The organism is Jatrophihabitans lederbergiae, from assembly GCF_031845305.1.
GTDB lineage: Bacteria > Actinomycetota > Actinomycetes > Mycobacteriales > Jatrophihabitantaceae > Jatrophihabitans_A > Jatrophihabitans_A lederbergiae.
In genome coordinates, this window is sequence record NZ_JAVREH010000005.1 from 12,447 (window position 1) to 34,475 (window position 22,029).

Consider the following 22,029-nt stretch of genomic DNA (forward strand, 5'->3'; position numbering starts at 1 on the left):
GACGGAGGATTCGCATAGTGGCCTAGTGCGCACGCTTGGAAAGCGTGTTGGGTTAACGCCCTCAGGGGTTCGAATCCCCTATCCTCCGCCAAGTTTCCTTATGTGAAACCTCGGTAGGCTCCGCCCCGAGAACTCGTTCGAGCCCAGGCGTACCGGCCCTCAGGTTAGCTGCTTGCCCAGGTGGATCGACAGTTCGGTGGCGGCGTAGAAGCCGAACGGCGGGACGTCGCGGTAGCCGCTGGAGCGGTAGAGCGCGATGGCCTCGGGCTGCTTGGAGCCGGTCTCCAGCAGCAGCCAGCGGGCGCCGCGCTCCCGGGCGGTGGTCTCCAGGTGGGTGAGCAGCGTCCGGGCGAAGCCGTGGCCGCGGGCGGTACCGCGGACGTACATCCGCTTGACCTCCACGCACGGCGCGGCCCAGGCCGTCTCGGGGTGCTCGTCGCCGTGCCTGCGCCAGCCGCCCATCGCGACCGGGATGCCGTCGCGGTAGGCGACCGCGAACACGCCCTGGGGGTCGGCGAACTCCGCCGGGTCCACCGGAGAGTCGTCCTCGCCGCCGTAGCGCTGGACGTACTCGGCCTGGACCTCGGCGATCAGCTCGCGCGCGTCCGGATGGTCATAACCGACGTGCTCTATCGCCAGGGTGTCAACGGTGCTCACCTGCACATTGTCCGGACTGCCGGGGAGCGCCCGTACCACCAACACCCGGACACGGTTGCACACCTGCGCGCAGCGAGCGGCGCTCTACACGCGCGGAATTCTTCGGACGGTCAGCGCGTCGCCGTGCGTGATAGTCGATCACGGAATGGTGATAGGGCGATTCTCGACCGGGGCAGCCTGATGCTCTCGGATACTTGACATAAAGTCCATGTTAGGGAAGCCTTCGACTCACCCCATCCTGGGGCAACGGGCGAGTGATGCTTCGCCGAGCGGCCGCGGTCGCTTTCCCGGCGGCGCACAGCGCGGGCTCCCGTCGACACCGAACGTTGCGGGGGTTTCCCGGTCATGCCGCTGCACCGCGTTCCCCCGTCGAGGCGTGGTGGCCGAACACCGTTGTGGTCCGCCGGCGATCGGCAGCCGCGATGACCGTGCTGGTCCGGCGCGCGTGGCCGGCGATGGCATTCACCTTTCTGGCGCTGGTCGCCGTGATCGTAGTGCTGCTGATGAATACCGGCAGCTCCCGGCGCGCGCCCTTCACCCTGAACTCGCTTCCCCATCAGCAGGCCGTACACGGGGGTGAGTCCGTGCGGTTCACCCTCACCGCGACGTTCGCAAGCGGCTACCGGGGCGAGGTCCAGCTGCGGTCAGGACAGTTGCCGGACGGCATCAGCGTGCGGTTCTCGCACGACTTCCTGGCGCCGGGCAGTTCCGCCTCCACCGACGTCACCGTGTCCATCACCACGGCCGTTTCCGCTGGTACTTATGAGCTACCGGTGATCGGGGGCAGCGGCGACACCATCGCCACCGAGGGACTGATGCTGGTGGTCCTGAGCGGCCGGGGGACCTCACCGCGGCCGCGGTGAGGTCCCACCCGGGCTGCGTCAGCTGGTCGGCAGCGAGACGTCGTCCAGATAGAACGTCGTCGGGTTCTTGGCTCCGTTGACCGCGCTGAACGACAACGTCACGGTCTGCCCGGCGTAGGCGGACAGCTCCGAGCTGGAGCTCGACCACGAACCGGTCGGCCCGGCGTCCGACTTGGACGTCACCGTCTTGAGGACGGTGCCGCTTGAGTTCTTGACGGTGACGGTCAAGAAGTCGTACGAGTGAGTCGTCTCGGTCGTGGTGATGTAGGTCCAGAACGACAGCGGCGCCGACGTGGTGCCGGCCGGGATCGCCACCGACTGGGTCAGGGTCTCGGTCGTGGAGTTCGTGCCGCCCAGGGTCACCGAGTGGGTACCCGCGTGCGGACGGGTCGTGGTCACAGCGGCGCCGCCGCCGAGCGTCCACCAGGTGGAGCCGGACTCGAAGCCGCCGTCGGCGATGAGCTGTCCGCCGGTGGGGGTAGGCGTCGGGGTCGGGGTGGGCGTCGGGGTGCCGGCCGTGCCGCTGCCGCCGGAGAGCCACTCGGTGCCGTTCAGGGCGATGGCCGCATCCGTTCCGGCCGGGTCGTTCCAGCCGTCGTAGAGGGTGTTCCCGGATGAGCCGGTACCGTCGTCGATCGGCGAGGAGTCACCCCAGAACATCACCCGTCCGGTACCGAACGTCGAGGTGGCCACGGCCGCCCCGGCGGTGCCGGAGGCTGAGTACCCGGTCCGGTAGATCTCGCCACGCACCGCCGAGTTGTCCGCCGGCTTCAGCGTGACCGTCGTGCCGTTGCGGATGATGGTTCCGGTCACGGTGCCGAACGGGCCCTTGATCACCGGGTCGGCGGCGGCGGAGGCGCCGATGATGTTCGGGTTCTCGGTGCCGATGTTGAGCAGGTCGATCGAGTAGCCGAACGGGTCGGTCGAGTCGACGCTGTTGTTCGTCATCAGGTCGTTGAGGATGGCCGGTGAATCCCAGCCGTCGTTGTTGCGGTCACTCGCCGTGTGGTCGGAGATCATGAACAGGCCGCCACCGTTCTTGACGAACGTCATGATGGCGGTCTTCTCCGCACCCGACAGCACCACGTTGGGCTCCGGCAGCACGAAGCTGTTGAAGTTGCCGAGGTCCTGAGCGTTGGTGGTGTCGCCGTAGGTGATCCGGCCACCGGACGGCAGGGTCTTCAGCGAGTAGCGCCCGGTCTTCTGCAGGGCGACGCCCCACGCCGACACCGCCCCGGTCCAGGACGTCTCCGAGCTGGGGCTGGCGTTCTGGGCCAGCGGGTCCGGCTGGGAGGTCGAGATCACCCAGTCCGCGTTGCCGGCCGTCTCGCCGTGGCTGGCGTCGAACAGCACCTTGTAGGGCGTGGCCGCGTGTGCCGCGCCGGAGCCGTTCGCCAGCGAGACGGCCGTGACCGCGACCGCGCCTGCCGCGACGGCGACTCCGAGCGTCGCCAACCGGCGCGCAAGCCGGGGATGAACTGACTGCATCTAAACCTCCGAGAATTGCCTGGATGCCGTGCGGGCACCTGTGCCTTTTGTAGACACTTGGCGCACTCTAGGAGGTCAAGAGCTGCATATCGGTAAATTCGCCGCGACGGTGCAGGGTAGTTTCGACGAGGATGATCAATGTGCGAGGCGTTCCGCCTCGCCCAGCACCCTGAGCACGTTCTCCCCCGTCAAGCGCGCAAGCTCGTCCGAGGACCATTTGCGCTCGATCAACTCCGCGATCAGCGCGGGATACCGGCTGACGTCCTCCAGCCCGACGGGAAGCTCGTCGCAGCCGTCGTAGTCGCCCCCGATGCCGACATGCCCGACGCCGGCCACCGCACGGACATGCTCGACATGGTCGGCCACCTGGCTGATCGTGGCGCGCGGGCGCTGGTGGCTCTCGCTGTACGCGGCCATGGCCGCCATCCGCGCTTTCCAGTCCCGCGGACTCTCGCCACGCTCGAGCATCAGCGCAGTCACTTCCGCGTCGAAGGCCCGGCATTCCTCACTCACGAACGCGGGCACGAACGTCACCATGCACACGCCCCCGTTGGCCGCCAGCGAGGCGAGAACGTCGTCGGGCACGTTGCGCGGGTGATCGCATACCGCGCGGGCCGAGGAGTGGCTGAAGATCACCGGCGCCCTGGTCGCGGCGAGGGCGTCGCGCATGGTGTCCGCCGACACGTGCGACAGGTCTACCAGCATGCCCAGGCGGTTCAGCTCGGCCACCACCTCGCGGCCGAAGTCGTTCAGCCCGCCCAGTACCGGCTCGTCCGTCGCGGAGTCCGCCCACGGGACGTTGTCGTTGTGGGTGAGCGTCAGGTACCGGACCCCGAGGGCGCCCAGGGTCCGCAGCACGGCCAGCGAGTTGTCGATGGAGTGGCCACCCTCGGCGCCCATCAGACTGGCGAACTTTCCGTCTCGCCACGCCCGGCGCACCTGGGACTCCGTGGTTGCCAGCACCATCCGGTCGCCGTAGCGCTCGGCCATCCGCCGGACGACGTCGACCTGCTCCAGAGTGGCGGTGACCGCGCGCTCCCCCGCCCAGCCCGCGGGCACGAACACCGACCAGAACTGCGCGCCGACCCCACCCTCGGCCAGCCGCACGAGGTCGGTGTGGGTACGGCTCTGCCGCTGGGTGACGTCGAAGGCATCCAGGTCGTAGCCGACCAGCTCGCGCAGCTCGAAGGGCAGGTCGTTGTGGCCGTCCACGATCGGATGGCCGGCCAGCACGTTCCGGGCGGTTGCTTCGGCGCTCACAGGCTGACCGAGTCCTTCGGATTGAGGTGCTGGAATCGGGTCATGCCGTAGGGCTCGATCACCCGCTTCAACACGCCCTCGTAGCCGCCGCGGCCGATCTCGCTGATCAGCCCGTCGTGGATCTGGAAAGCCTTCGGCGCGCGCACCGACACCACGAAGTCCGCGGTCTCGGAAACCTTCGCCCACGGCGCGTTGATCGGTACCAGCAGCGCCTCGACAGAAGCCGTCGGCACGACGTAGGAGTCGCCGGGGTGATAGATGCCGTCCTCGATGAGGTAGCCGACATTGGACACGACCGGGATGGACGAGTGGATGAGGGCGTGCTGGCCACCGAACGTCCGGACCCGCAGGCCTCCGGCGACGAACGACTCCCCCGGCCCGACCGCCGTGAGTCGATCGGCCAGTGCCGCGTTGCCCGTCAGCTGATCGACCACATCCTTCGGCGCCCAGACGCGCAGCCGCTGGTTCGCCTCGGCCGCCGCTGCCAGCTTCTCGGCGTCGACATGGTCGACGTGCTCGTGCGTGATCAGCACCGCGTCGATATCGGTGAGCGCCTCGGCGACCTCGCTGAAGACGCCCGGATCGAGAACCAGCCGCCGGTCGCCATCGGCAACGCGCAGGCAGGAATGGCTGTACTTGGTCAGCTCCATATCCCTACTCCACCACACCGCGGGGACATCGCATACGGTCGGGGGATGGTCGCCCTGATGTGGTTCCGCCGCGACCTGCGGCTGCGCGACAACCCCGCGCTGGCCGCGGCCACGGCAGGCGACGGCGACGTCGCGCCGGTGTTCGTCCTCGATCCGGCGCTGCTCAGCCCGTCCGGCGGCCCGCGGCTGGCAGTTCTGTTCCGGACGCTGCGGGCTCTGGACTCCCAGCTCGGCGGCACGCTGATCCTCCGGCACGGCAAGCCCGAAACGGTGCTGCCGCAGCTGTGCGCCGAGGTCGGCGCCGGCTCGGTGCACTGTGCCGCGGACTTCGGCCCGTACGGCTCGGCGCGCGACGACCGGGTCGCCGCGGCGCTGGCCGTGCCGCTGGTGCGGACGGGGTCGAGCTATGCCGTTCCGCCGGGACGCATCACAAACGGCTCGGGCACCAATTACCAGGTGTACTCGGGGTTCTACCGCGCCTGGCTGGCCCGCGGCTGGCCCCAGCCGGCCACGAGCGTCCGGCCGCGCTGGGTGAGCGCTCCCTCCGACGGCGTGCCACCAGACCCCGCGCTTTCCAGTGGGGTCCAATCCGGTACAGACTCCGCGCCTTCCAGCGGTCCCGTGTTGCCGGACGTGGGCGAGGCGGCGGCGCGCACGGCGTGGCGCGCCTTTCTGGACGGCTCGCTGAACCGGTATGCCGATGAGCGCAACCGTCCGGACCTGGACAGCACGTCTCGGATGTCGGTGCACCTGAAGTGGGGCACGGTGCATCCGCGCACCCTGCTGGCAGACCTCGGTGCGGGGCACGAGGTGTTCCGCAAGGAGCTGGCCTGGCGGGAGTTCTACGCCGACGTGCTGCACCACAACCCGCGGTCGGCACGCGACTACTACCGGCCCCAGCTCAAGGCACTGCGTTACGCCGATAGTGCCGATAGTGCCGCGGGCAGTGAGCGGATGCGCGCCTGGGAGGCCGGCCGGACCGGCTACCCGATCGTCGACGCCGGCATGCGCCAGTTGCTCGCCGAGGGCTGGATGCACAACCGGGTGCGGATGATCGTGGCGTCCTTCCTGGTCAAGGACCTGCATGTGGAGTGGACGGCCGGGGCGCGGCACTTCATGGCCCATCTCGTCGACGCCGACCTGGCCAGCAACAGCCACGGCTGGCAGTGGGTCGCCGGTACCGGAACCGACCCGGCGCCGTACTACCGGATCTTCAACCCGACACTGCAGGGCAGGAAGTTCGATCCCGACGGGACGTACGTCCGGCGCCACGTACCGGAGCTGGCGCACCTGTCCGTCAAGCACATCCACGAGCCGTGGGGCGATCCCAACGGTGCCCCGGCCGGCTACCCGGCGCCGATCGTGGACCACTCGGCCGAGCGGAACGCCAGCCTGGCCGACTACAACGCACTGCGTAACCGCGGCTGACGAGCTGTAGCCGGCTGCTCAGCCGAGCAACCGGATGCCCCATTCCCCCAACCAGGTGGCCCCCGGCTCCAGCCGGACCAGGCCCTCGCCGGAGTTGAAGGCGTTGGCCGGGCAGCTCATCGGCTCGATGGCCACGGCATTGCGTCCGGGCGTGACGAACGGCGGCGTGAACACCTGCAGGTAGCCGAACGCGGCGTCCCAGCGGAGTTCGGCCTGGCGACGTGCTGAGCGCACCACCGCCGTGCTGCCGACCAGATCGGCGTAGCCGTGGTCCAGGCGCAGTGACCCGATCGGCCGGGACTGCCGCAGGTCGAAGGGCGTTCCGGTGACGTCGGAGCGGCCGACCGGAATCTGGCGCTCGTCGGTGTCCAGCACCGTGGCGGCCGGAATCAGCAGCTCCACGCCGTCGAGTTCCTCGTTCCCGAGGTCCAGGTAGGGGTGGAAGCCCGCCCCGAAGGGTGCCGCGCCGGAGCCGGTGTTGGTCGCCGTGACCGACACGGTCAGTCCGGTTTCGGCCGCAACCGAATAGGTGATCTGCAGCCGGACCTCGAACGGGTACCCCGTTTGCGGTACCAGATCATGGGCCATCGTGACGGCGGAGGCCGACCGCTCGGTGGCGTTCCATCGTGCCCACTTGGCGAAACCGTGGCTGGCATTGCGCTGCGCGGGCTCGGTGAGCGCCAGCTGGTAGCCCGCGCCGTCGAAGGAGTAGTGGCCGTCGCGGATCCGATTGGGCCAGGGCATCAGCACCGCCCCGGTGGACTTGGGTGGCAGCTCACCCGCCGGCATCTCGACCGTCACAGCCACATCGTCGTGCCAGAGCCCGGCCAGCCCCGCGCCGACTTCGGCCACCTCGGCCCGATAGCCCCCGGCCTCGATCCGCGCCACGCTCCCGGTGAATGCCATGACCGTCACGCTAGCGTCTCGGGGCGTCCCCAGCGCGCGAGCCAGGGACTCCTTAGCCGCCGAGTTCGGCGGCGGTCGGCTCGCCGTCGACCAGTCCGTCCGCCGGCGCAGGGTCCGGGTCGGTCACGGAGCGAGCCGCTCGACCAGCCAGTTCCCGTCCTGCCGGCGGAACCGCAGCCGATCGTGCAACCGGAACTCGCGCCCCTGCCAGAACTCGATCTCGTCCACCGCGATCCGGTAACCGCCCCAGTTCGGCGGTGGCAGGATCTCGCCGTTCCCGAAACGCTGGGTGACCTCGGCCAGTGACTCGTCCAGCTCGTTGCGGTCCCGCAGCCGTTGGGATTGCGGCGACGCCCACGCCGCCAGCTGCGACACCCGTGGCCGGCCGGCGAAATACCGGGCGGTCTCTTCGGGGCTCACCCGCGTCACCGCTCCGCGGAACCGCACCTGACGCTCCAGCGGCAGCCAGGCGAAGACGGCGGCCGCGGCCGGATTGGCGGCCAGTTGGGTGCCCTTGGCCGATCCGTAATTGGTGTAGAAGACGACGCCCGCCGCGTCGAAACCGCGCGCCAGCACCGTCCTGATGTCGGGCCGGCCGTCGGCGTCCGCGGTCGCGACCTGCATCGCGTTCGGCTCGGGAATCCGGGCATCCTCGGCCGCCTGGTCGTACCAGTAGGTCAGCTGCTCCAGCCAGGTCGGGTACAGGACGTCCTCGGTCAGCGTCCCCGAGACGTAGGAGCGCCGGATCGTGGACAGGTTCTGGGCGTAGTCAGCTTCGCCGCGATCGCTGCCGGGAGCGCTGTCCGTCGAGTCGCCACGAGCGTCAGGGTCGGTCACCCCGCCATTGTCCCAGTCGCGGCGAGCGCCCCGCAGCCGCATACGCGGTCGGCTGCGCTCAAGGTCACGTAGCTCGCTCCCGGGCGGATAGGCAACAATGACTGGCTGGGAGCTCGGTTGCCGTGCCGAACCCCGAAGCTCAGCGGCCCACCGACCTCGCGAGGCGCGGCGGGAACCTGACCGGATGATCGGAGTTCCGCATGACGAACGATTTCAGCCCGGGCCTGGAAGGCGTCATCGCCTTCGAGACTGAGATTGCCGAGCCGGACAAGGACGGCGGCGCCCTGCGCTACCGCGGGGTCAACATCGAGGACCTGGCCGGTCACGTCACCTTCGGCAATGTCTGGGCGCTGCTCGTCGACGGCAAGTTCGGCCCCGGGCTGCCGCCAGCTGAGCCCTTCCCCATCCCGGTGCACACCGGCGATGTCCGGGTCGACGTGCAGGCCGCGCTCGCCATGCTGTCCCCCATCTGGGGCTACCGGCCGCTGCTGGACATCAGCGACGAGGAGGCCCGCGAGCAGGCCGCCCGAGCCTCGGTGATGGCGCTGTCCTACGTCGCGCAGTCTGCCCGTGGGGTCGGCGCGCCGGCCGTTCCGCAGGCCCGGATCGACCAGTCCCGCACCATCGTCGAGCGGTTCATGACCCGCTGGCGCGGCGAGCCCGACCCCAAGCACGTCGACGCCGTGGATGCCTACTTCGTCTCGGCCGCCGAGCACGGCATGAATGCCTCCACCTTCACCGCGCGGGTGATCGCCTCGACCGGTGCCGACGTCGCCGCGGCCATCTCCGGTGCCATCGGCGCCATGTCCGGCCCGCTGCACGGCGGCGCGCCGGCCCGGGTGCTGCCCATGATCGAGGCCGTGGAGAAGACCGGCGACGCCCGCAAGGTGGTCACCGACATCCTCGACCGCAAGGAACGGATGATGGGCTTCGGCCACCGCGTCTACCGGGCCGAGGACCCGCGCGCCCGCGTGCTGCGGCGTACCTGCAAGGAGCTCAACGCACCCCGGTACGAGGTCGCCGTCGCCCTGGAGCAGGCCGCCCTGAAAGAGCTGCGCGAGCGCCGGCCCGACCACCCCATCGAGACGAACGTCGAGTTCTGGGCGGCCGTCACCCTGGACTTCGCCGAGGTGCCGCCGCACATGATGCCGGCGCTGTTCAGCTGCGCGCGGACCGCCGGCTGGTGCGCGCACATCATGGAGCAGAAGAAGACCGGCCGGCTGGTACGTCCGTCCGCCCGCTACGTCGGCCCCGACCCCCGCAGTCCCAAGGCCGTCGAGGGCTGGGACAACATCGCGCACGGCTGAAGATCGCGCACGCTCGAAGCACATCGTTCGCTGAGAATGGCCGGCCGCCGGAAGATCACGGCGAGGTCTCGCGTTGGCGCCTGCATGAGCTTCTCTTCCGATGCCAAGTCCACTCTTCCCCTCGTCCTCGGCGGCAACGTGTTCGGCTGGTCGGCCGACCGCGACCAGTCCTTCGCCGTCCTGGATGCGTTCCTCGATTCCGGCGGCGTCCACATCGACACCGCGGACGTCTACTCGCAGTGGGTCCCCGGAAACACCGGTGGCGACTCCGAGGAGATCATCGGCGAGTGGCTTGCCGCCCGTGGCAACCGCGACCGGGTGTTCGTCGCCACCAAGGTCGGGGCCCTCGCGCCGTACAATAACCTCAGCGCCGACTCCATCGCGCGCGCCGTAGAGGATTCGCTGCGCCGGCTGAAGACCGACTACATCGACCTGTACTGGGCGCACCGCGACGACGAGAACACACCCCAGCATGAGACGCTCGCCGCCTTCGACCAGCTCGTGCAGGCCGGCAAGGTCCGGTACCTCGGTGCCTCCAACTTCTCGGCCGACCGGCTCGAATCGGCGCTGAAGGTGTCCGACACCGAGAATCTGGCCCGCTACGTGGCCACCCAGCCGCTCTACAACCTGCTCCAGCACGCGGAGTTCGAGTCCGGTCTGGGTCCCGTCGCGCTGGCCAACGACATCGCGGTGCTGCCCTACTCCGGCCTGGCCAGCGGCTTCCTCAGCGGCAAGTACCGCCGCGGTGTCGACGTCGAGTCGGTCCGCTCGCAGTCGGTGTCGCGGTACTTCGACGATCGTGGCTACCAGGTGCTCGACGCGGTCACCGAGGTCGCCGCCGCGCACGACGTACCGGTCTCGGCGGTCGCCCTGGGCTGGCTCGCCCAGCAGCCGGGTGTACTGGCTCCGATCGCCTCGGCCCGCACTCCCGAGCAGCTCGCCGAACTGGCCACCCTCTCCAGCCTGACGCTGAGCCAGGACGAGCTGGATCGTCTCCGCGCGGCCGCGGCATGAGTGCCGTGCGGTTGGAGGTCTTCTCCGACGTCGTGTGCCCGTGGTGCTACCTGCGGAACGTCGCCGACCAGCTGCTCCAGGCCCACTTCACCCAAGTCGGTGTCGCGCGATCTTGCCGAGGCCGCTCAGCTGGGTATCACCGCCGTGCCGACCTCGTGGCAAACCGCTCCATCGGGGCCCAGGGCGCCCAGCCGTCCGAGACGCTGCTGGAATTCCTGCGGCAGGCCGCGGATCAGCCGGTCAGCGCGTAAGAAACCGGGCCATGGTGCGCCGGTCCGGAGGCAGGCTGGGATGATGACCGGGTGACCTCAGCCACCCCTCTTCTCCTTCCCGCCGAGCTGTTGCCGCGCGATGGGCGCTTCGGCTCCGGACCGTCGAAGGTTCCCCCCGAGCTGCTCCGCTCGTTCGCCGAGCGTGGCGGAAAGGTGATGGGTACGTCGCACCGGCAGCCGCCGGTCAAGTCGCTGGTGGGACGGGTCCGGGCCGGATTGAGCACCCTCTTCCGGCTGCCGTCGGGGTATCAGGTAGTTCTGGGCAACGGCGGTTCCACCACCTTCTGGGACGCGGCCGCCTTCGGGCTGATCCAGGAGCGGTCCCAGCACGTGAGCATCGGCGAATTCTCGGCCAAGTTCGCGGCGGTGACCCGTGGTGCGCCGTTCCTGGCGGAGCCCAGCGTGCGACGGGCCGAGCCTGGTTCCGCCGTGGCCGCCGAGGCCGAGGCGGGCGTGGACACCTACGCCTGGCCGCAGAACGAGACGTCCACCGGCGTCATGCTCGACGTCCGGCGGGTTGCCGGTGCCGAGGACGCCCTGCATCTGATCGATGCCACCTCAGCCGCTGCCGGCCTGCCGGTCGACGCCAGGCAGTCCGACGTCTACTACTTCGCGCCACAGAAGGGCTTCGCCGGCGAGGGCGGGCTCTGGCTGGCGTTCTTCTCCCCCGCCGCGCTCGAGCGCGCCGCCCGGATCAAAGCGTCCGGACGGTGGATCCCGCCGTCGCTGGACCTGACCATCGCCATCGAGAACAGCGCCAAGGACCAGACGTACAACACCCCTGCCATTGCCACTCTCTGGCTGCTGGCGCACCGGATCGAGGACTTGATCGACCGGGGCGGCCTCAGCTATGCCATCGGCCGCAGCGCCGACTCCGCCGAGCGGCTGTACTCCTGGGCCGACAGTTCCCCCTTCGCCACGCCGTTCGTCGCCGAGCCCGCGCTGCGTAGCTCGGTGGTCGGCACGATCGACTTCGCGCCCGAGGTGGACGCCGCCGCGCTGGCGAGGGCGCTGCGGCGCAACGGCGTCGTGGACACCGAGCCGTACCGCGGCCTGGCCCGCAACCAGCTGCGGATCGGGATGTACCCGGCGGTCGATCCGGACGATGTCTCGGCGCTGACCGCGTGCATCGACTGGCTGGTTCCCCGGTTGGGCTAGTTCGGCCGTTCCCGTATCGTCTTCCTATGCGATTGCTCCGCCTGATCGGTCCCAGCGAGGACGGCACCTCCCTCACGCTGCAGGCACAGGACGGCGGCGAGCGGTTCAGCATTCCCATCGACGCCGAGCTGCGAGCGGCCTGTAGTACGAAGCCTTCCGGCAAGGCCCCGGTCGCTGATGCCGAGCCCACGCAGCACACCCCCACGCAGCATCACAACCCCAGTCCGCGTGAGATCCAGACCCGCGTGCGGGCCGGCGAGACGGCCGAGTCGATCGCCGAAGAGGCCGACCTGCCACTGGAGCGGGTGATGCGCTTTGCCTACCCCGTACTGCAGGAACGGACCCGTGTCGTGGACGAGGCGCGCCGGGCGCGGGCGCGCCGCCAGGACGGGCGCCTCGAACCCTTCGGCGAGCTGATCGACGCGCGCCTGTCGCGGCACGGCGTCGAGCCACCCGCGGTGCTGTGGGATGCCTACCGGCGTGAGGACGGTGGCTGGACGGTCACCGCGATGTTCACCGCGAACGAGCGGGAGATGCGGGTCAAGTTCTCCTTCGTCCTGATGAACCGCACCGTCTCGGCCCTCGATGACGTCGCCGCGGATCTGTTCTCCGACCGTCCGGTACGGGCGCTGCTGCGGCCGGAGCCCGCTCCGGCTCCTACTTCGCCGCCTGCTTCCCCGGTGCCCGGCGAGGCACCCGCCGAGGACGCCGGTCCCGCTCGACTGTCCGCGGTTCCCGACGAGGGTGCTGCCGCCGAGCCAACCCCACCCGTCCGAGCGCCCGGTCGCCGGCAGAAGGCGTTCACCCGCCCGGTGCCGGTCGGTCTGGACGACGAGCTGTTCGACCAGGATGCCGCCGATCAGCCGTGGCAGAACGAGCCACTGCCGCAGGACCTGAGCGTCGCGGCCGCTCCCAACACCTCGGACGAGGCGGCCCAGCCCACCGCGAACGAGCAGTCCCCCGAAGGTGCGGCCGCCGACGGTGAGCCGGCCGGTGATGAGGCCGCCGAGCCCAAGCGAGCACGCCGAAGTGGTGAGAAGCCGAGGATGCCCTCGTGGGACGACATCCTGCTCGGCGTACGCCACAAATCGGACTGACCGTCCCGCTCGTTACGCCTGCGACGAACGGCGCTTAAAAGGATTCGACCGTTGTCGGTGCGTCATCGTAGGGTGAATCACCGTGGCAGACCGGACGAGCGAAGCAGCGGACAATCACGGCGACGAGGCGGATGCCGCTCCAGCGCCCGTACACGGCTCGCTGAAGGATCTGCTTCGCCTCTGGCCGTGGTTGCGTCCCTACCGCGGAAACCTCATTTTCATGCTGGTGATCGCCACCGCCGCGATGGTGGTGCAGTCCGTGCTGCCGATCATCACGGCCGCGCTGATCGACGGCCCGATCGCCCGGCACGACAGCTCCGGGATGTACCCGCTGATCGGGTTGGCCCTGCTGTTCGGGGTGCTCGAAGCGGTGCTGTTCGGCGTCCGGCGCCGCGCCATGACGACCTCCGCACTGGCCATCGAGACGGACCTGCGCAGGGACTTTTATCAGCATCTGCAACGGCTTCCGGTCAGCTTCCATGATCGCTGGCCCTCGGGCCAGCTGCTGTCCCGGGTGACCAGTGACCTCAGCACGCTGCGCCGCTTCGTGGGCTTCATGGCGGTGTTCTTCTTCGCCAACCTCGCCGTCATCGTGGTCGTGCTTGCCATGCTGATCCGGCTGCAGCCGACCCTGGGCATCGCGGTGCTGGTCACCATGCTGCCGCTGGCCTTCGGTACCCGTTACTACGAGAAGCGCTACAACGTCGAGGCCCGCAAGGCGCAGGACCTGACCGGCGACATCGCCACCGGCGTCGAGGAATCGGTACTCGGCATCCGGGTCGTGAAGTCCTTCGGGCGACGCGGCGAACTGCTGCGCAGCTTCACCGCAGACGCCGAACGGCTGCGGGGCGCCGAGCTGGCGAAGAACCGGACGCTGGCCAAACTCTGGACGGTCATCGGCACCTATCCGCAGGTGATCCTCGCCGGCGTGACGTTCTTCGGCGTGATGTCGGTGGCCCACGGATCGCTGAGCCGTGGTGACCTGGTCGCGTTCATCACCCTGCAGCTGCGGCTGAACTGGCCCCTGATGGCCATGGGCTGGTTGATCGCCGGTACTGAAGAGACCATCTCGGCGACCGCGCGGCTGTTCGAGGTCTTCGACACCGCCAGCGACATCACCGATCCCGCCGAGCCGATTCCCCTGCCCGGAAGCGGCACCGGCAACGCCCCCGCCCAGCTGCAGTTCGACGAGGTGGCGTTCCGCTTTCCGGGCGCGGCGACGGACACTCTGCAGGGGCTGAACCTCGACATCGCGCCGGGCGAGACGATGGCTCTGGTCGGCCCCACCGGGTCCGGAAAGACGATCCTCACCGCGCTGGTGTCCCGGCTGCACGACGTCACCGCCGGAGCGGTCCGGATCGACGGCGTCCCGGTCGACCGGCTGAGCCTGGACGAGCTGCGCCGGACCGTGAGCACGGCGTTCGAGGAACCCACGCTGTTCTCGGCGAGCGTGCTGGAGAACATCACTCTCGGCCGGCCGGAGGCAACCGAGGACGAGGTCGCCGAGGCCATCGAGGTCGCTCAGGCCGACTTCGTCCACGATCTTCCGTTCGGCCTGGAGACCAGGGTCGGCGAGCAGGGGATGTCGCTGTCCGGCGGTCAGCGGCAACGCCTGGCGCTGGCCCGCGCGGTGCTCGGCCGGCCGCGGGTGCTGGTGCTCGACGACCCGCTGTCCGCCCTCGATGTGCATACCGAGGCCCAGGTCGAGAAGGCGCTGCGCCGGGTGCTCGGCTCGACCACCGCCCTGGTCGTCGCCCACCGAGCCTCCACGGTGCTGCTTGCCGACCGGGTGGCGCTGCTCGACGGCGGCCGGATCACCGCGGTCGGCACCCACAGCGACCTGATGGCCACCAACGAGTCGTACCGGGATCTGCTGTCGCAGAAGGTAGCGGAGGCGCGGGTATGAGCAGCGTGGAGATGTCAGGCTCGGCGGAGCAGCCCTCGTCCGAGGGTGTCCCCGTTTCGCAGTGGCGCGGCAAGTACGACAAGCCGGAGGCCGATACCGAGACGGTGGTCGCGACCGGCCGGCCGAAGCTGGACGCCGAAGCCCGGCAACTGCTCGGCGAGCTGATCCGGCCGTACCGCCGGCAGATCGCGGTCGTGCTGTGCCTGGTGATCGGGCAGGTCGTCACCACGATGGCGGCGCCGTGGCTCATCGGGCTGGCGATCGACCACGGGATGCCGGACGCCATCGACGGCAACTACCGCACGCTGGCCCAGATCACGGCTGCGCTGGTGGTGGCGGCACTCACGTCCGGGGTGCTGCAGTGGATCTTCCTGCGTCGCACCGGGGTCATCGGGCAGGCGATCCTGTTCGACCTGCGCCGCAGGGTGTTCGACCATTCCCAGCGGCTCAGCGTGGCGTGGCACGAGCGGTTCACCTCCGGACGGGTGATCAGCCGGCTCACCTCCGACGTCGACACCCTGCGCGAGCTGCTCGACTCCAGCCTGGACGGTTTGCTGCTGGCGGCACTGAACATCGTGGTGATCTCGGTGCTGATGCTGGTGCTGGACCCGTGGCTGGCGCTCGTCGCGCTGCTTGCCATCATCCCGCTGCTGTTCCTGTTCCGGTGGTTCTCCGAGCGATCCACGGTCGCGTTCCGGCAGACCCGCGAGAGCGTGGCGCTGGTCATCGTCCAGTTCGTCGAAACCTTCAACGGCATCCGCGCGGTCCAGGCCTTCCGGCGCGAGCCGCGCAACGACGCCATCTTCGAGGGCCTGAACACCGGCTACCGCGACGCCAACCGTTCGGTGTTCAAGCTGCACGCCGTGTTCATTCCCGGCGTGACCCTGGTCGGCAACGTTGCCACCGTGGTGGTCCTCTTCGCGGGTGGCATCCGGGTCGCCGACGGTGGTCTGGCGCTCGGCGTGCTGACCGCGTTCCTGCTGTACCTGCGGCAGTTCTACAGCCCTATGGAGGACGTGGCGATCTTCTTCAACTCACTTCAATCCGCGACCGCGGCGCTGGAGAAGCTTGCCCTGGTGCTCGCCGAGAAGCCCTCGGTGCCCGAGCCGGAGCAGCCGGCGCAGCTAGCCCGCCCCACGCCGGGCGAGGTCAGCTTCGAGGGGGTGCGGTTCAGCTACGACGTCACGGCCGCCGAGCCGCGCACTGTGCTGCACCCGCTCGACCTGCGCATTCACAGTGGCGAGACGGTGGCGCTCGTGGGCGCCACCGGCGCGGGCAAGACGACGATCGCCAAGCTGATCAGCCGGTTCTACGACCCGACCGAGGGCCGGGTGCTGCTCGACGGCGTGCCGCTGACCCAGTTGGCCGACGAGGATCTGCGCACCGCCATCGTGATGATCACCCAGGATGGCTTCCTGTTCTCCGGATCGGTCGCCGACAACATCGCCTTCGGGCGTCCGGGCGCTACCAGGTCCGAGGTCGAGGCCGCCGCCACCGCGGTGGGGGCGGACGTGTTCATCCGGGAGCTGCCACGGGGCTATGACACCGACGTGCGCAAGCGCGGTGGCAGGCTCTCGGCCGGCCAGCGGCAGCTGATCGCGTTCGCCCGCGCGTTTCTCGCCGATCCCGCCGTGCTGATCCTGGACGAGGCCACCTCGAGCCTGGACATCCCGACGGAGCGGGCGGTGCAGCGGGCGCTCCGCACGGTGCTCAGCGGCCGGACGGCGCTGATCATCGCGCACCGGCTCTCGACCGTCGAGATCGCCGACCGGGTGCTGGTGCTCGACAGCGGCCGGGTCGTCGAGGACGGCACTCCGGAGGACCTCATCGACTCCACCGACGGGCGCTTCGCGGCACTGCACACCGCCTGGCAGGACTCCCTCGTCTGAGCCGCAGAACGCCGGACGGCCCAGGAACGCGAGTCGCGTTCCTGGGCCGTCCGGCGCTGTGGTTATCAGCCGGGCCAGGCGTGCACCGCTTACGCGGCAACCGATCCAGCCGCCGGGGCCGTCGCCGACCCAGCCAGGGTGGCGGATTCCAGAGCCAGCTCCAGTACCTCCCGCACGTCGCTCACCGGGTGGACGGTGAGCGCCTCCCGCACCTCGGCCGGCACATCGTCGAGGTCGGGCTCGTTCCGGCTCGGGATGAGCACGGTGGTGATCCCGGCGCGGTGGGCGGCCAGCAGCTTCTGCTTGACGCCACCGATCGGCAGCACCCGTCCGGTCAGCGACACCTCACCGGTCATCGCGACGTCCGAGCGGACCAGCCGTCCGGACAGCAGCGAGGCCAGCGCTGTGGTGAGGGTGACGCCGGCGCTCGGGCCGTCCTTGGGCACCGCACCCGCCGGAAAATGGATGTGCACGCCGCGGTCGGCCAGATCCGACACCGGCAGCTCCAGCGACGCCCCGTGCGAGCGCAGGTAGGACAGCGCGATCTGCGCCGACTCCTTCATCACGTCCCCGAGCTGCCCGGTCAGGGTCAGCCCCGTCGAACCGGTCTCCGGATCGGCCAGCGACGCCTCGACGAAGAGGACGTCACCACCGGCTCCGGTGACCGCCAGGCCGGTCGCGACCCCCGGCACCGCGGTCCGCTCGGCCGTCTCGGGCGTGTGCCGCGGACGGCCCAGGTACTCCCGCAAGTTGTCGCCGGTCACGGTGATGGGCTCCTCAAGAGCAGCCGTACCAGCCAGCGCCGCCTTGGCGGTGATCTTGCGCAACACGCGGGCGATCAGCCGCTCCAGGTCACGCACACCGGCCTCGCGGCTGTACTCGGCGGCCAGCCGGCTCAGCGCGTCGTCGGTGAAGCTGACCTCACCGGTGCCCAGGCCGGCACGCTCCAGCTGCCGGGGCAGCAGGTGATCGCGGGCGATGGTGACCTTCTCGTGCTCGGTGTAGCCGTCGAGCTGCACCAGCTCCATGCGGTCCAGCAGCGGGCCAGGAATCGAGTCGAGGACGTTGGCGGTCGCCAGGAACAGCACGTCCGACAGGTCAAGCTCGACTTCGAGGTAGTGGTCGCGGAAGGTGTGGTTCTGCGCCGGGTCGAGCACCTCCAGCAGGGCCGCGGTCGGGTCACCGCGGTAGTCCGAGCCGAGCTTGTCGATCTCGTCCAGCAGGACCACCGGGTTCATCGAGCCCGACTCCTTGATGGCGCGCACGATGCGTCCGGGCAGGGCGCCCACGTAGGTGCGCCGGTGACCACGGATCTCGGCCTCGTCCCGAACGCCACCGAGGGCGACCCGGACGAAGCTGCGTCCCATGGCCCGCGCGACTGATTCGCCGAGCGAGGTCTTGCCGACGCCGGGCGGCCCGACGAGGGCGAGCACCGCTCCGCTGCGGCGGCCACCGATGACGCCCATGCCGCGGTCGGCACGACGGCGCCGGACGGCCAGGTACTCGATGATGCGTTCCTTGACGTCGTCCAGGCCGGCGTGGTCGGCGTCCAGCACCGCACGGGCCTCGGCGATCTCGTAGGCGTCCTCGGTCCGGTTGTTCCAGGGCAGGTCCAGGACGGTGTCGAGCCAGGTACGGATCCAGCCGACCTCAGGCGACTGGTCCGACGTGCGCTCCAGCTTGTCGACCTCGGCCAGAGCCGCCTCGCGAACCTTGTCCGGCAGGTCGGCGGCCTCGACACGGACGCGGTAGTCCTGTTCCTCGGAAGCGACCGTGCCGTTCAGCTCGGACAGCTCCTTGCGGACGGCGGCGAGTTGCTGGCGCAGCAGGAACTCGCGCTGCTGCTTGTCCATGCCCTCCTGGACGTCCTTGCGGATGGTCTCGGCGACATCGAGCTCGGCGAGGTGCTCACGGCTCCAGGGGACCAGGCTTTGCAACCGCTCGGTGACATCGGCGGTCTCCAGCAGCCAGAGCTTCTGGTCGTTGGCCAGGTAGGGGGCGTAACCGGCGAGATCGGCCAGGGCGGCCGGATCGGTGATGCCCTGCACCGAGTCGACGAACTGCCACGCGCCCCGCTGCTGAAGGATCGTGGTGGCCAGCGACTTGTATTCCTTGGCCAGTTCGCGGGCCCGCTCGTCGATTGCCGGCTGGTCCTGCACGCTGGCCTCGACCCAGAGCGCCGCGCCGGGGCCGGTGGTCCCGGTTCCGATGCGCGCCCGCTCGGTCGCCCGTACCACGACGGCCTGCTCGCCGCCGCGCATCCGGCCGATCTGCTCGATCACGCCGACGGCGCCCACGCTGGCGTACTTGCCGTCGAGCCGGGGAACGAGCAGGACGCGGGCCTGCTCCTGCGAGCCCGGCACCTGGGAAGCCTGGGCGGCCTCGACGGCCGCGCGTACCTCGGTGTCGGAGAGCTGCACCGGAACGACCATGCCCGGCAGGACGACGACATCGTCCAGCGGCAGCATGGGCAAAGCAAAAGTGATGGTCATCTTCATCCCCACTCGGAAAGTTGAGTCACTATCACTCAACTCACGGCGCGGGAGAATATTTCCCGCTCGGTGTTCGCTCTGAGCACAGCGGCGCCTGTCAGGCCGCCCCCAGCGGGCCGGACGGGCCGGGAGGAGGCTGACCTCAGCAAGTGAGCTGGGCGAACGCGACTGCCCCGGCGGTGGCGACATTCAGCGAGTCCACGCCCGCGGCCATCGGAATCCGTACCCACTGGTCGGCGGCCGCCAAGGCCGCCTCCGTCAGCCCCGGCCCCTCGGCGCCGAGCAGCACCGCCCAGGATCGCGGCGCCACCACCGACCGGATCGCCACGGCCTCGGCACGGGGCGTCATCGCCAGCAGGTCCACGCCGACCGCACGCAGCAGTTCCAGTGAGTCCGGCCACCGTCCGGGCAGCACCGCGAAGCCGACGCCGAAGACGTGCCCCATCGACACCCGCACGCTTCGCCGATACAGCGGGTCGGCGCACCGCGGGTCGAGCAGCACGCCGTCCACCCCGAAGGCCGCGCAGTTGCGGAAGATGGAGCCGAGGTTCTCGAAGTCGTTGATCTGCTCCAGCACCGCGAACCGCCAGCCGGTCGCGAGCAGTGACTCCGCCGGCACGGGCTCGGGACGGTCCGCCGCGGCGAGCACGCCCCGGGTCACCCGGAAGCCCACCGCCTCCGACAGCGTCCACTTGTCCACCTCGTACACCGGCGCGTCGAGCTGGTGCAGCACCGGCGCCAACGCGGTGAGCTTCGCTTCGACGCCAACCACGGCACGGACCCGATAGGACGAGCGAGCCAGCCGCTCGACCACATTGACGCCCTCGGCAATGACGATCCCGCGCCGGTCCGGCCGGGTGTCGGCGTGCATCAGGTCGCGGAAGTCGTCCAGCCGCGGATCGCCGGGATCAGCGATCGGCACCGCCGCACTCACGCGCGGAACTGCTCCAGTCGGCCCCTGAGCTCGCTGAGGCCGACCCGGTGATGGCGCGCCAGGTAGCCGCCGATGATGATCGTCGCGATCAGGCAGATGAGACCGCCACCGAGCATTCCCCAGCGCGGCCCGAAGGCCTGGGCCACCCAGCCCACGATGGGCGAGCCGATCGGGGTACCGCCCATGAAGCACAGGATGTAAAGCCCCATCACCCGCCCGCGCATGGTCGGCTCGACGCCGAGCTGCACCGTCGCGTTCGCCGACTGGGCCAGGGTGATCATGCTGAGCCCGGCGGGTATGAGAGCGAACGCGGTGAGCCCGAAGGTGGGCATCGACCCGACCAGCAGTTCGGCGAGGCTGAATGCCAGCGCGGCGCCGATCAGGAACAGCCTGGTCGGCCGGCCCCGGCGGAAGGTGGCGGCGAGCGCGCCGATGGTGGCTCCGACCGCGAGCGCGGTGGACAGCAGCCCGAAGGAACCCGCGCCGCGGTGGAAGACCTGCTTGGCGACGAGGGCGATGGTGATCTGGTAGTTCATGCCGAAGGTGCCGATGATGAACATCAGCAGCATCGGCAGCACCAGGTCCGACCGGTTACGGACGTAGCGGACGGCGGCCTTGTACTGGCCGGGCTTGCGGTCCACCGGCTTGGAGGGGAAGAGCTCGGCAGTGCGCATGAGCATCAATCCGGCCAGCACGGCCAGGCTCGAAGCGGCGTTGCCGAGAAAGGCCCAGCCGGTGCCGAAGGCGGTGATCACCAGGCCGGCGACGGCCGGTCCTATGATCCGCGCGAGGTTGAACGTGGTGGCGTTCAGCGCGACGGCATTGGGCAGATCCTCACTGCCCACCATCTCGATGACGAAGGACTGCCGGATCGGGGTGTCGACGGCCGATATCACGCCGAGCACCGCGGCGAGCACCATCACCTGCCAGATCGCGATCACGCCGCTGACATCGAGCAGGCCGAGCACCAGCGCGGCGAGGCCGAGGCCGGTCTGGGTGCACAGCAGCAGCTTGCGCTTGTCGCCGCGGTCGGCCAGCGCTCCGCCGTACAGCGAGAGCAGCAGGGCCGGCGCGAACTGCAGGGCGGTGACGATGCCGAGCGCGGTGCCGGAGTTGGTGAGCTGCAGGACCAGCCAGTCCTGAGCCACCCGCTGGGCCCAGGTGCCGGTGAGCGAGATCAGCTGGCCGCCGAAGTACAACCGGTAGTTGCGGACCCGCAGCGAGCTGAACGGGTTCACCCGGGTTCCCGCCGGCGCCCGCTTGAACAGTCGGGTACGCCGGAACAACCCTCGACCAGCTGGTGGTACGCCCAAGTCGGCTAGTGGCTCCTCGGCCTCTGCGATGGGCGTCGACCTCACTCAGATCCCAACCTGTCCAATACGCCGACGGCGTCACGGAGTTTCTGGATGTCTTCGGCGGAGAAGTCCACCAGCCGCTCGGCCAGCCACTCGTCCCGGGCACGGGTCTCTTCGGCCATCAGTTGGCGGCCGGCGTCGGTGATCGAGATGATGGACTGGCGACGGTCATCGGGATGCGAGGCGCGCGCGACCCAGCCCGATGCCTCCAGGGCGGCAAGGATCTTGGTCATGGACGGCGGTTGCACCCGCTCGACGGCGGCGATCTCACCGGCGCTCAGCGGGCCGCACTTGTTCACGGTCGCGAGCGCGGACAGCTGCGACAGCGTCGCGGTGGTGTTCACTCGCTGGGACCGGATGCGGCGAGCGGCGCGTAGTAGTGACAGCCGCAAGGACGACGCCAGTTCGGCGGTCGTCATCTCAGCTGACTGCGCACTCATATCGTTTAGCTTAACTAACAATCACTGCGATTGCCAGCCGATCCGGGCACCGGGACTGCGCCGCCAAGGGCCAAAG

The 22,029-nt window shown here is 69.7% G+C and carries 19 protein-coding genes and 1 tRNA gene; 10 read left to right on the top strand and 10 right to left on the bottom strand.

Going from position 1 to position 22,029, the window contains the following annotated elements; translation table 11 throughout:
• Positions 1-3: 3 nt before the first annotated feature.
• A tRNA-Ser gene (locus RM423_RS05275) sits at positions 4-91 on the top strand.
• A 68-nt stretch (positions 92-159) separates the two neighbouring features.
• Here the strand turns inward: RM423_RS05275 and RM423_RS05280 are convergent.
• Entirely contained in the window at positions 160-657 is a 498-nt protein-coding gene (locus RM423_RS05280; RefSeq protein WP_311421958.1) for a GNAT family N-acetyltransferase, read from the bottom strand.
• Between the two features lie 422 nt (positions 658-1,079).
• On the opposite strand from RM423_RS05280, the gene RM423_RS05285 reads away from it, so the two are divergent.
• A complete protein-coding gene (locus RM423_RS05285; protein ID WP_311421959.1) occupies positions 1,080-1,520 on the top strand; it encodes a COG1470 family protein in 441 nt (146 codons plus the stop codon).
• Positions 1,521-1,538: 18 nt separating this feature from the next.
• Here the strand turns inward: RM423_RS05285 and RM423_RS05290 are convergent, their stop codons facing one another.
• The 3 genes from RM423_RS05290 to RM423_RS05300 form a co-directional block, all read right to left on the bottom strand.
• Positions 1,539-3,008, bottom strand: a complete 1,470-nt coding sequence (locus RM423_RS05290) for a choice-of-anchor J domain-containing protein (RefSeq protein WP_311421960.1) — start codon at positions 3,006-3,008, stop codon at positions 1,539-1,541.
• A gap of 135 nt (positions 3,009-3,143) precedes the next feature.
• Positions 3,144-4,268 (bottom strand): dipeptidase, encoded by a 1,125-nt coding sequence (locus tag RM423_RS05295; RefSeq protein WP_311421961.1) that lies wholly within the window; start codon positions 4,266-4,268, stop codon positions 3,144-3,146.
• Entirely contained in the window at positions 4,265-4,918 is a 654-nt protein-coding gene (locus RM423_RS05300) for an MBL fold metallo-hydrolase (protein ID WP_311421962.1), read from the bottom strand. Before RM423_RS05300 ends, RM423_RS05295 begins: the two co-directional genes overlap by 4 nt.
• A 45-nt stretch (positions 4,919-4,963) precedes the next feature.
• Here RM423_RS05300 and RM423_RS05305 point away from each other — a divergent pair, with 45 nt between their 5' ends.
• The gene (locus tag RM423_RS05305) at positions 4,964-6,346 is read left to right on the top strand and encodes a cryptochrome/photolyase family protein (RefSeq protein ID WP_311421963.1); all 1,383 of its coding nucleotides are present in this window, start codon (positions 4,964-4,966) and stop codon (positions 6,344-6,346) included.
• A gap of 18 nt (positions 6,347-6,364) precedes the next feature.
• Here RM423_RS05305 and RM423_RS05310 read toward each other — a convergent pair whose 3' ends face one another.
• Both RM423_RS05310 and pdxH read right to left on the bottom strand, forming a co-directional pair.
• Positions 6,365-7,252, bottom strand: a complete 888-nt coding sequence (locus RM423_RS05310; RefSeq protein ID WP_311421964.1) for an aldose 1-epimerase family protein — start codon at positions 7,250-7,252, stop codon at positions 6,365-6,367.
• A gap of 123 nt (positions 7,253-7,375) precedes the next feature.
• Entirely contained in the window at positions 7,376-8,089 is a 714-nt protein-coding gene (pdxH, locus tag RM423_RS05315) for a pyridoxamine 5'-phosphate oxidase (protein ID WP_311421965.1), read from the bottom strand.
• Positions 8,090-8,289: 200 nt separating this feature from the next.
• On the opposite strand from pdxH, the gene RM423_RS05320 reads away from it, so the two are divergent.
• From RM423_RS05320 to RM423_RS05350, 7 genes are all read left to right on the top strand, one after another.
• Positions 8,290-9,396 carry a citrate synthase 2 gene (locus RM423_RS05320; RefSeq protein ID WP_311421966.1) on the top strand — a complete coding sequence of 369 codons (1,107 nt, stop codon included), beginning with the start codon at positions 8,290-8,292 and terminating at the stop codon, positions 9,394-9,396.
• Positions 9,397-9,480: 84 nt separating this feature from the next.
• The gene (locus tag RM423_RS05325) at positions 9,481-10,410 is read left to right on the top strand and encodes an aldo/keto reductase (RefSeq protein WP_311421967.1); all 930 of its coding nucleotides are present in this window, start codon (positions 9,481-9,483) and stop codon (positions 10,408-10,410) included.
• The gene (locus RM423_RS05330; RefSeq protein WP_311421968.1) at positions 10,407-10,661 is read left to right on the top strand and encodes a hypothetical protein; all 255 of its coding nucleotides are present in this window, start codon (positions 10,407-10,409) and stop codon (positions 10,659-10,661) included. The genes RM423_RS05325 and RM423_RS05330 overlap by 4 nt, the downstream gene beginning before the upstream one ends.
• Before the next feature lie 51 nt (positions 10,662-10,712).
• A complete protein-coding gene (serC, locus tag RM423_RS05335; protein ID WP_311421969.1) occupies positions 10,713-11,840 on the top strand; it encodes a phosphoserine transaminase in 1,128 nt (375 codons plus the stop codon).
• Between the two features lie 26 nt (positions 11,841-11,866).
• On the top strand, positions 11,867-12,937 hold the full coding sequence (gene sepH, locus RM423_RS05340) for a septation protein SepH (protein WP_311421970.1): 1,071 nt from the start codon (positions 11,867-11,869) through the stop codon (positions 12,935-12,937).
• An 82-nt stretch (positions 12,938-13,019) separates the two neighbouring features.
• Positions 13,020-14,843, top strand: coding sequence for an ABC transporter ATP-binding protein (locus RM423_RS05345; RefSeq protein WP_311421971.1), 1,824 nt, complete (start codon positions 13,020-13,022; stop codon positions 14,841-14,843).
• A complete protein-coding gene (locus tag RM423_RS05350; protein ID WP_311421972.1) occupies positions 14,840-16,732 on the top strand; it encodes an ABC transporter ATP-binding protein in 1,893 nt (630 codons plus the stop codon). The genes RM423_RS05345 and RM423_RS05350 overlap by 4 nt, the downstream gene beginning before the upstream one ends.
• Positions 16,733-16,821: 89 nt before the next feature.
• Here the strand turns inward: RM423_RS05350 and lon are convergent, their stop codons facing one another.
• From lon to RM423_RS05370, 4 genes are all read right to left on the bottom strand, one after another.
• On the bottom strand, positions 16,822-19,224 hold the full coding sequence (gene lon, locus RM423_RS05355) for an endopeptidase La (RefSeq protein ID WP_311421973.1): 2,403 nt from the start codon (positions 19,222-19,224) through the stop codon (positions 16,822-16,824).
• Positions 19,225-19,366: 142 nt separating this feature from the next.
• On the bottom strand, positions 19,367-20,158 hold the full coding sequence (locus RM423_RS05360; RefSeq protein WP_311421974.1) for a TrmH family RNA methyltransferase: 792 nt from the start codon (positions 20,156-20,158) through the stop codon (positions 19,367-19,369).
• On the bottom strand, positions 20,155-21,516 hold the full coding sequence (locus tag RM423_RS05365) for an MFS transporter (protein WP_311421975.1): 1,362 nt from the start codon (positions 21,514-21,516) through the stop codon (positions 20,155-20,157). The genes RM423_RS05360 and RM423_RS05365 overlap by 4 nt, the downstream gene beginning before the upstream one ends.
• Positions 21,513-21,953, bottom strand: coding sequence for a MarR family winged helix-turn-helix transcriptional regulator (locus RM423_RS05370; protein ID WP_311421976.1), 441 nt, complete (start codon positions 21,951-21,953; stop codon positions 21,513-21,515). The genes RM423_RS05365 and RM423_RS05370 overlap by 4 nt, the downstream gene beginning before the upstream one ends.
• Positions 21,954-22,029: the final 76 nt, after the last annotated feature.

What these genes read in the sequence shown, in the direction of transcription:
- RM423_RS05285 (WP_311421959.1), top strand. Translation starts at nt 1,080, where the DNA reads ATGACCGTGCTGGTCCGGCGCGCGTGGCCGGCGATGGCATTCACCTTT.
- RM423_RS05290 (WP_311421960.1), bottom strand. Translation starts at nt 3,008, where the DNA reads ATGCAGTCAGTTCATCCCCGGCTTGCGCGCCGGTTGGCGACGCTCGGA.
- RM423_RS05300 (WP_311421962.1), bottom strand. Translation starts at nt 4,918, where the DNA reads ATGGAGCTGACCAAGTACAGCCATTCCTGCCTGCGCGTTGCCGATGGC.
- RM423_RS05305 (WP_311421963.1), top strand. Translation starts at nt 4,964, where the DNA reads ATGGTCGCCCTGATGTGGTTCCGCCGCGACCTGCGGCTGCGCGACAAC.
- RM423_RS05310 (WP_311421964.1), bottom strand. Translation starts at nt 7,252, where the DNA reads ATGGCATTCACCGGGAGCGTGGCGCGGATCGAGGCCGGGGGCTATCGG.
- RM423_RS05320 (WP_311421966.1), top strand. Translation starts at nt 8,290, where the DNA reads ATGACGAACGATTTCAGCCCGGGCCTGGAAGGCGTCATCGCCTTCGAG.
- RM423_RS05325 (WP_311421967.1), top strand. Translation starts at nt 9,481, where the DNA reads ATGAGCTTCTCTTCCGATGCCAAGTCCACTCTTCCCCTCGTCCTCGGC.
- RM423_RS05330 (WP_311421968.1), top strand. Translation starts at nt 10,407, where the DNA reads ATGAGTGCCGTGCGGTTGGAGGTCTTCTCCGACGTCGTGTGCCCGTGG.
- sepH (WP_311421970.1), top strand. Translation starts at nt 11,867, where the DNA reads ATGCGATTGCTCCGCCTGATCGGTCCCAGCGAGGACGGCACCTCCCTC.
- RM423_RS05350 (WP_311421972.1), top strand. Translation starts at nt 14,840, where the DNA reads ATGAGCAGCGTGGAGATGTCAGGCTCGGCGGAGCAGCCCTCGTCCGAG.
- lon (WP_311421973.1), bottom strand. Translation starts at nt 19,224, where the DNA reads ATGACCATCACTTTTGCTTTGCCCATGCTGCCGCTGGACGATGTCGTC.
- RM423_RS05370 (WP_311421976.1), bottom strand. Translation starts at nt 21,953, where the DNA reads ATGAGTGCGCAGTCAGCTGAGATGACGACCGCCGAACTGGCGTCGTCC.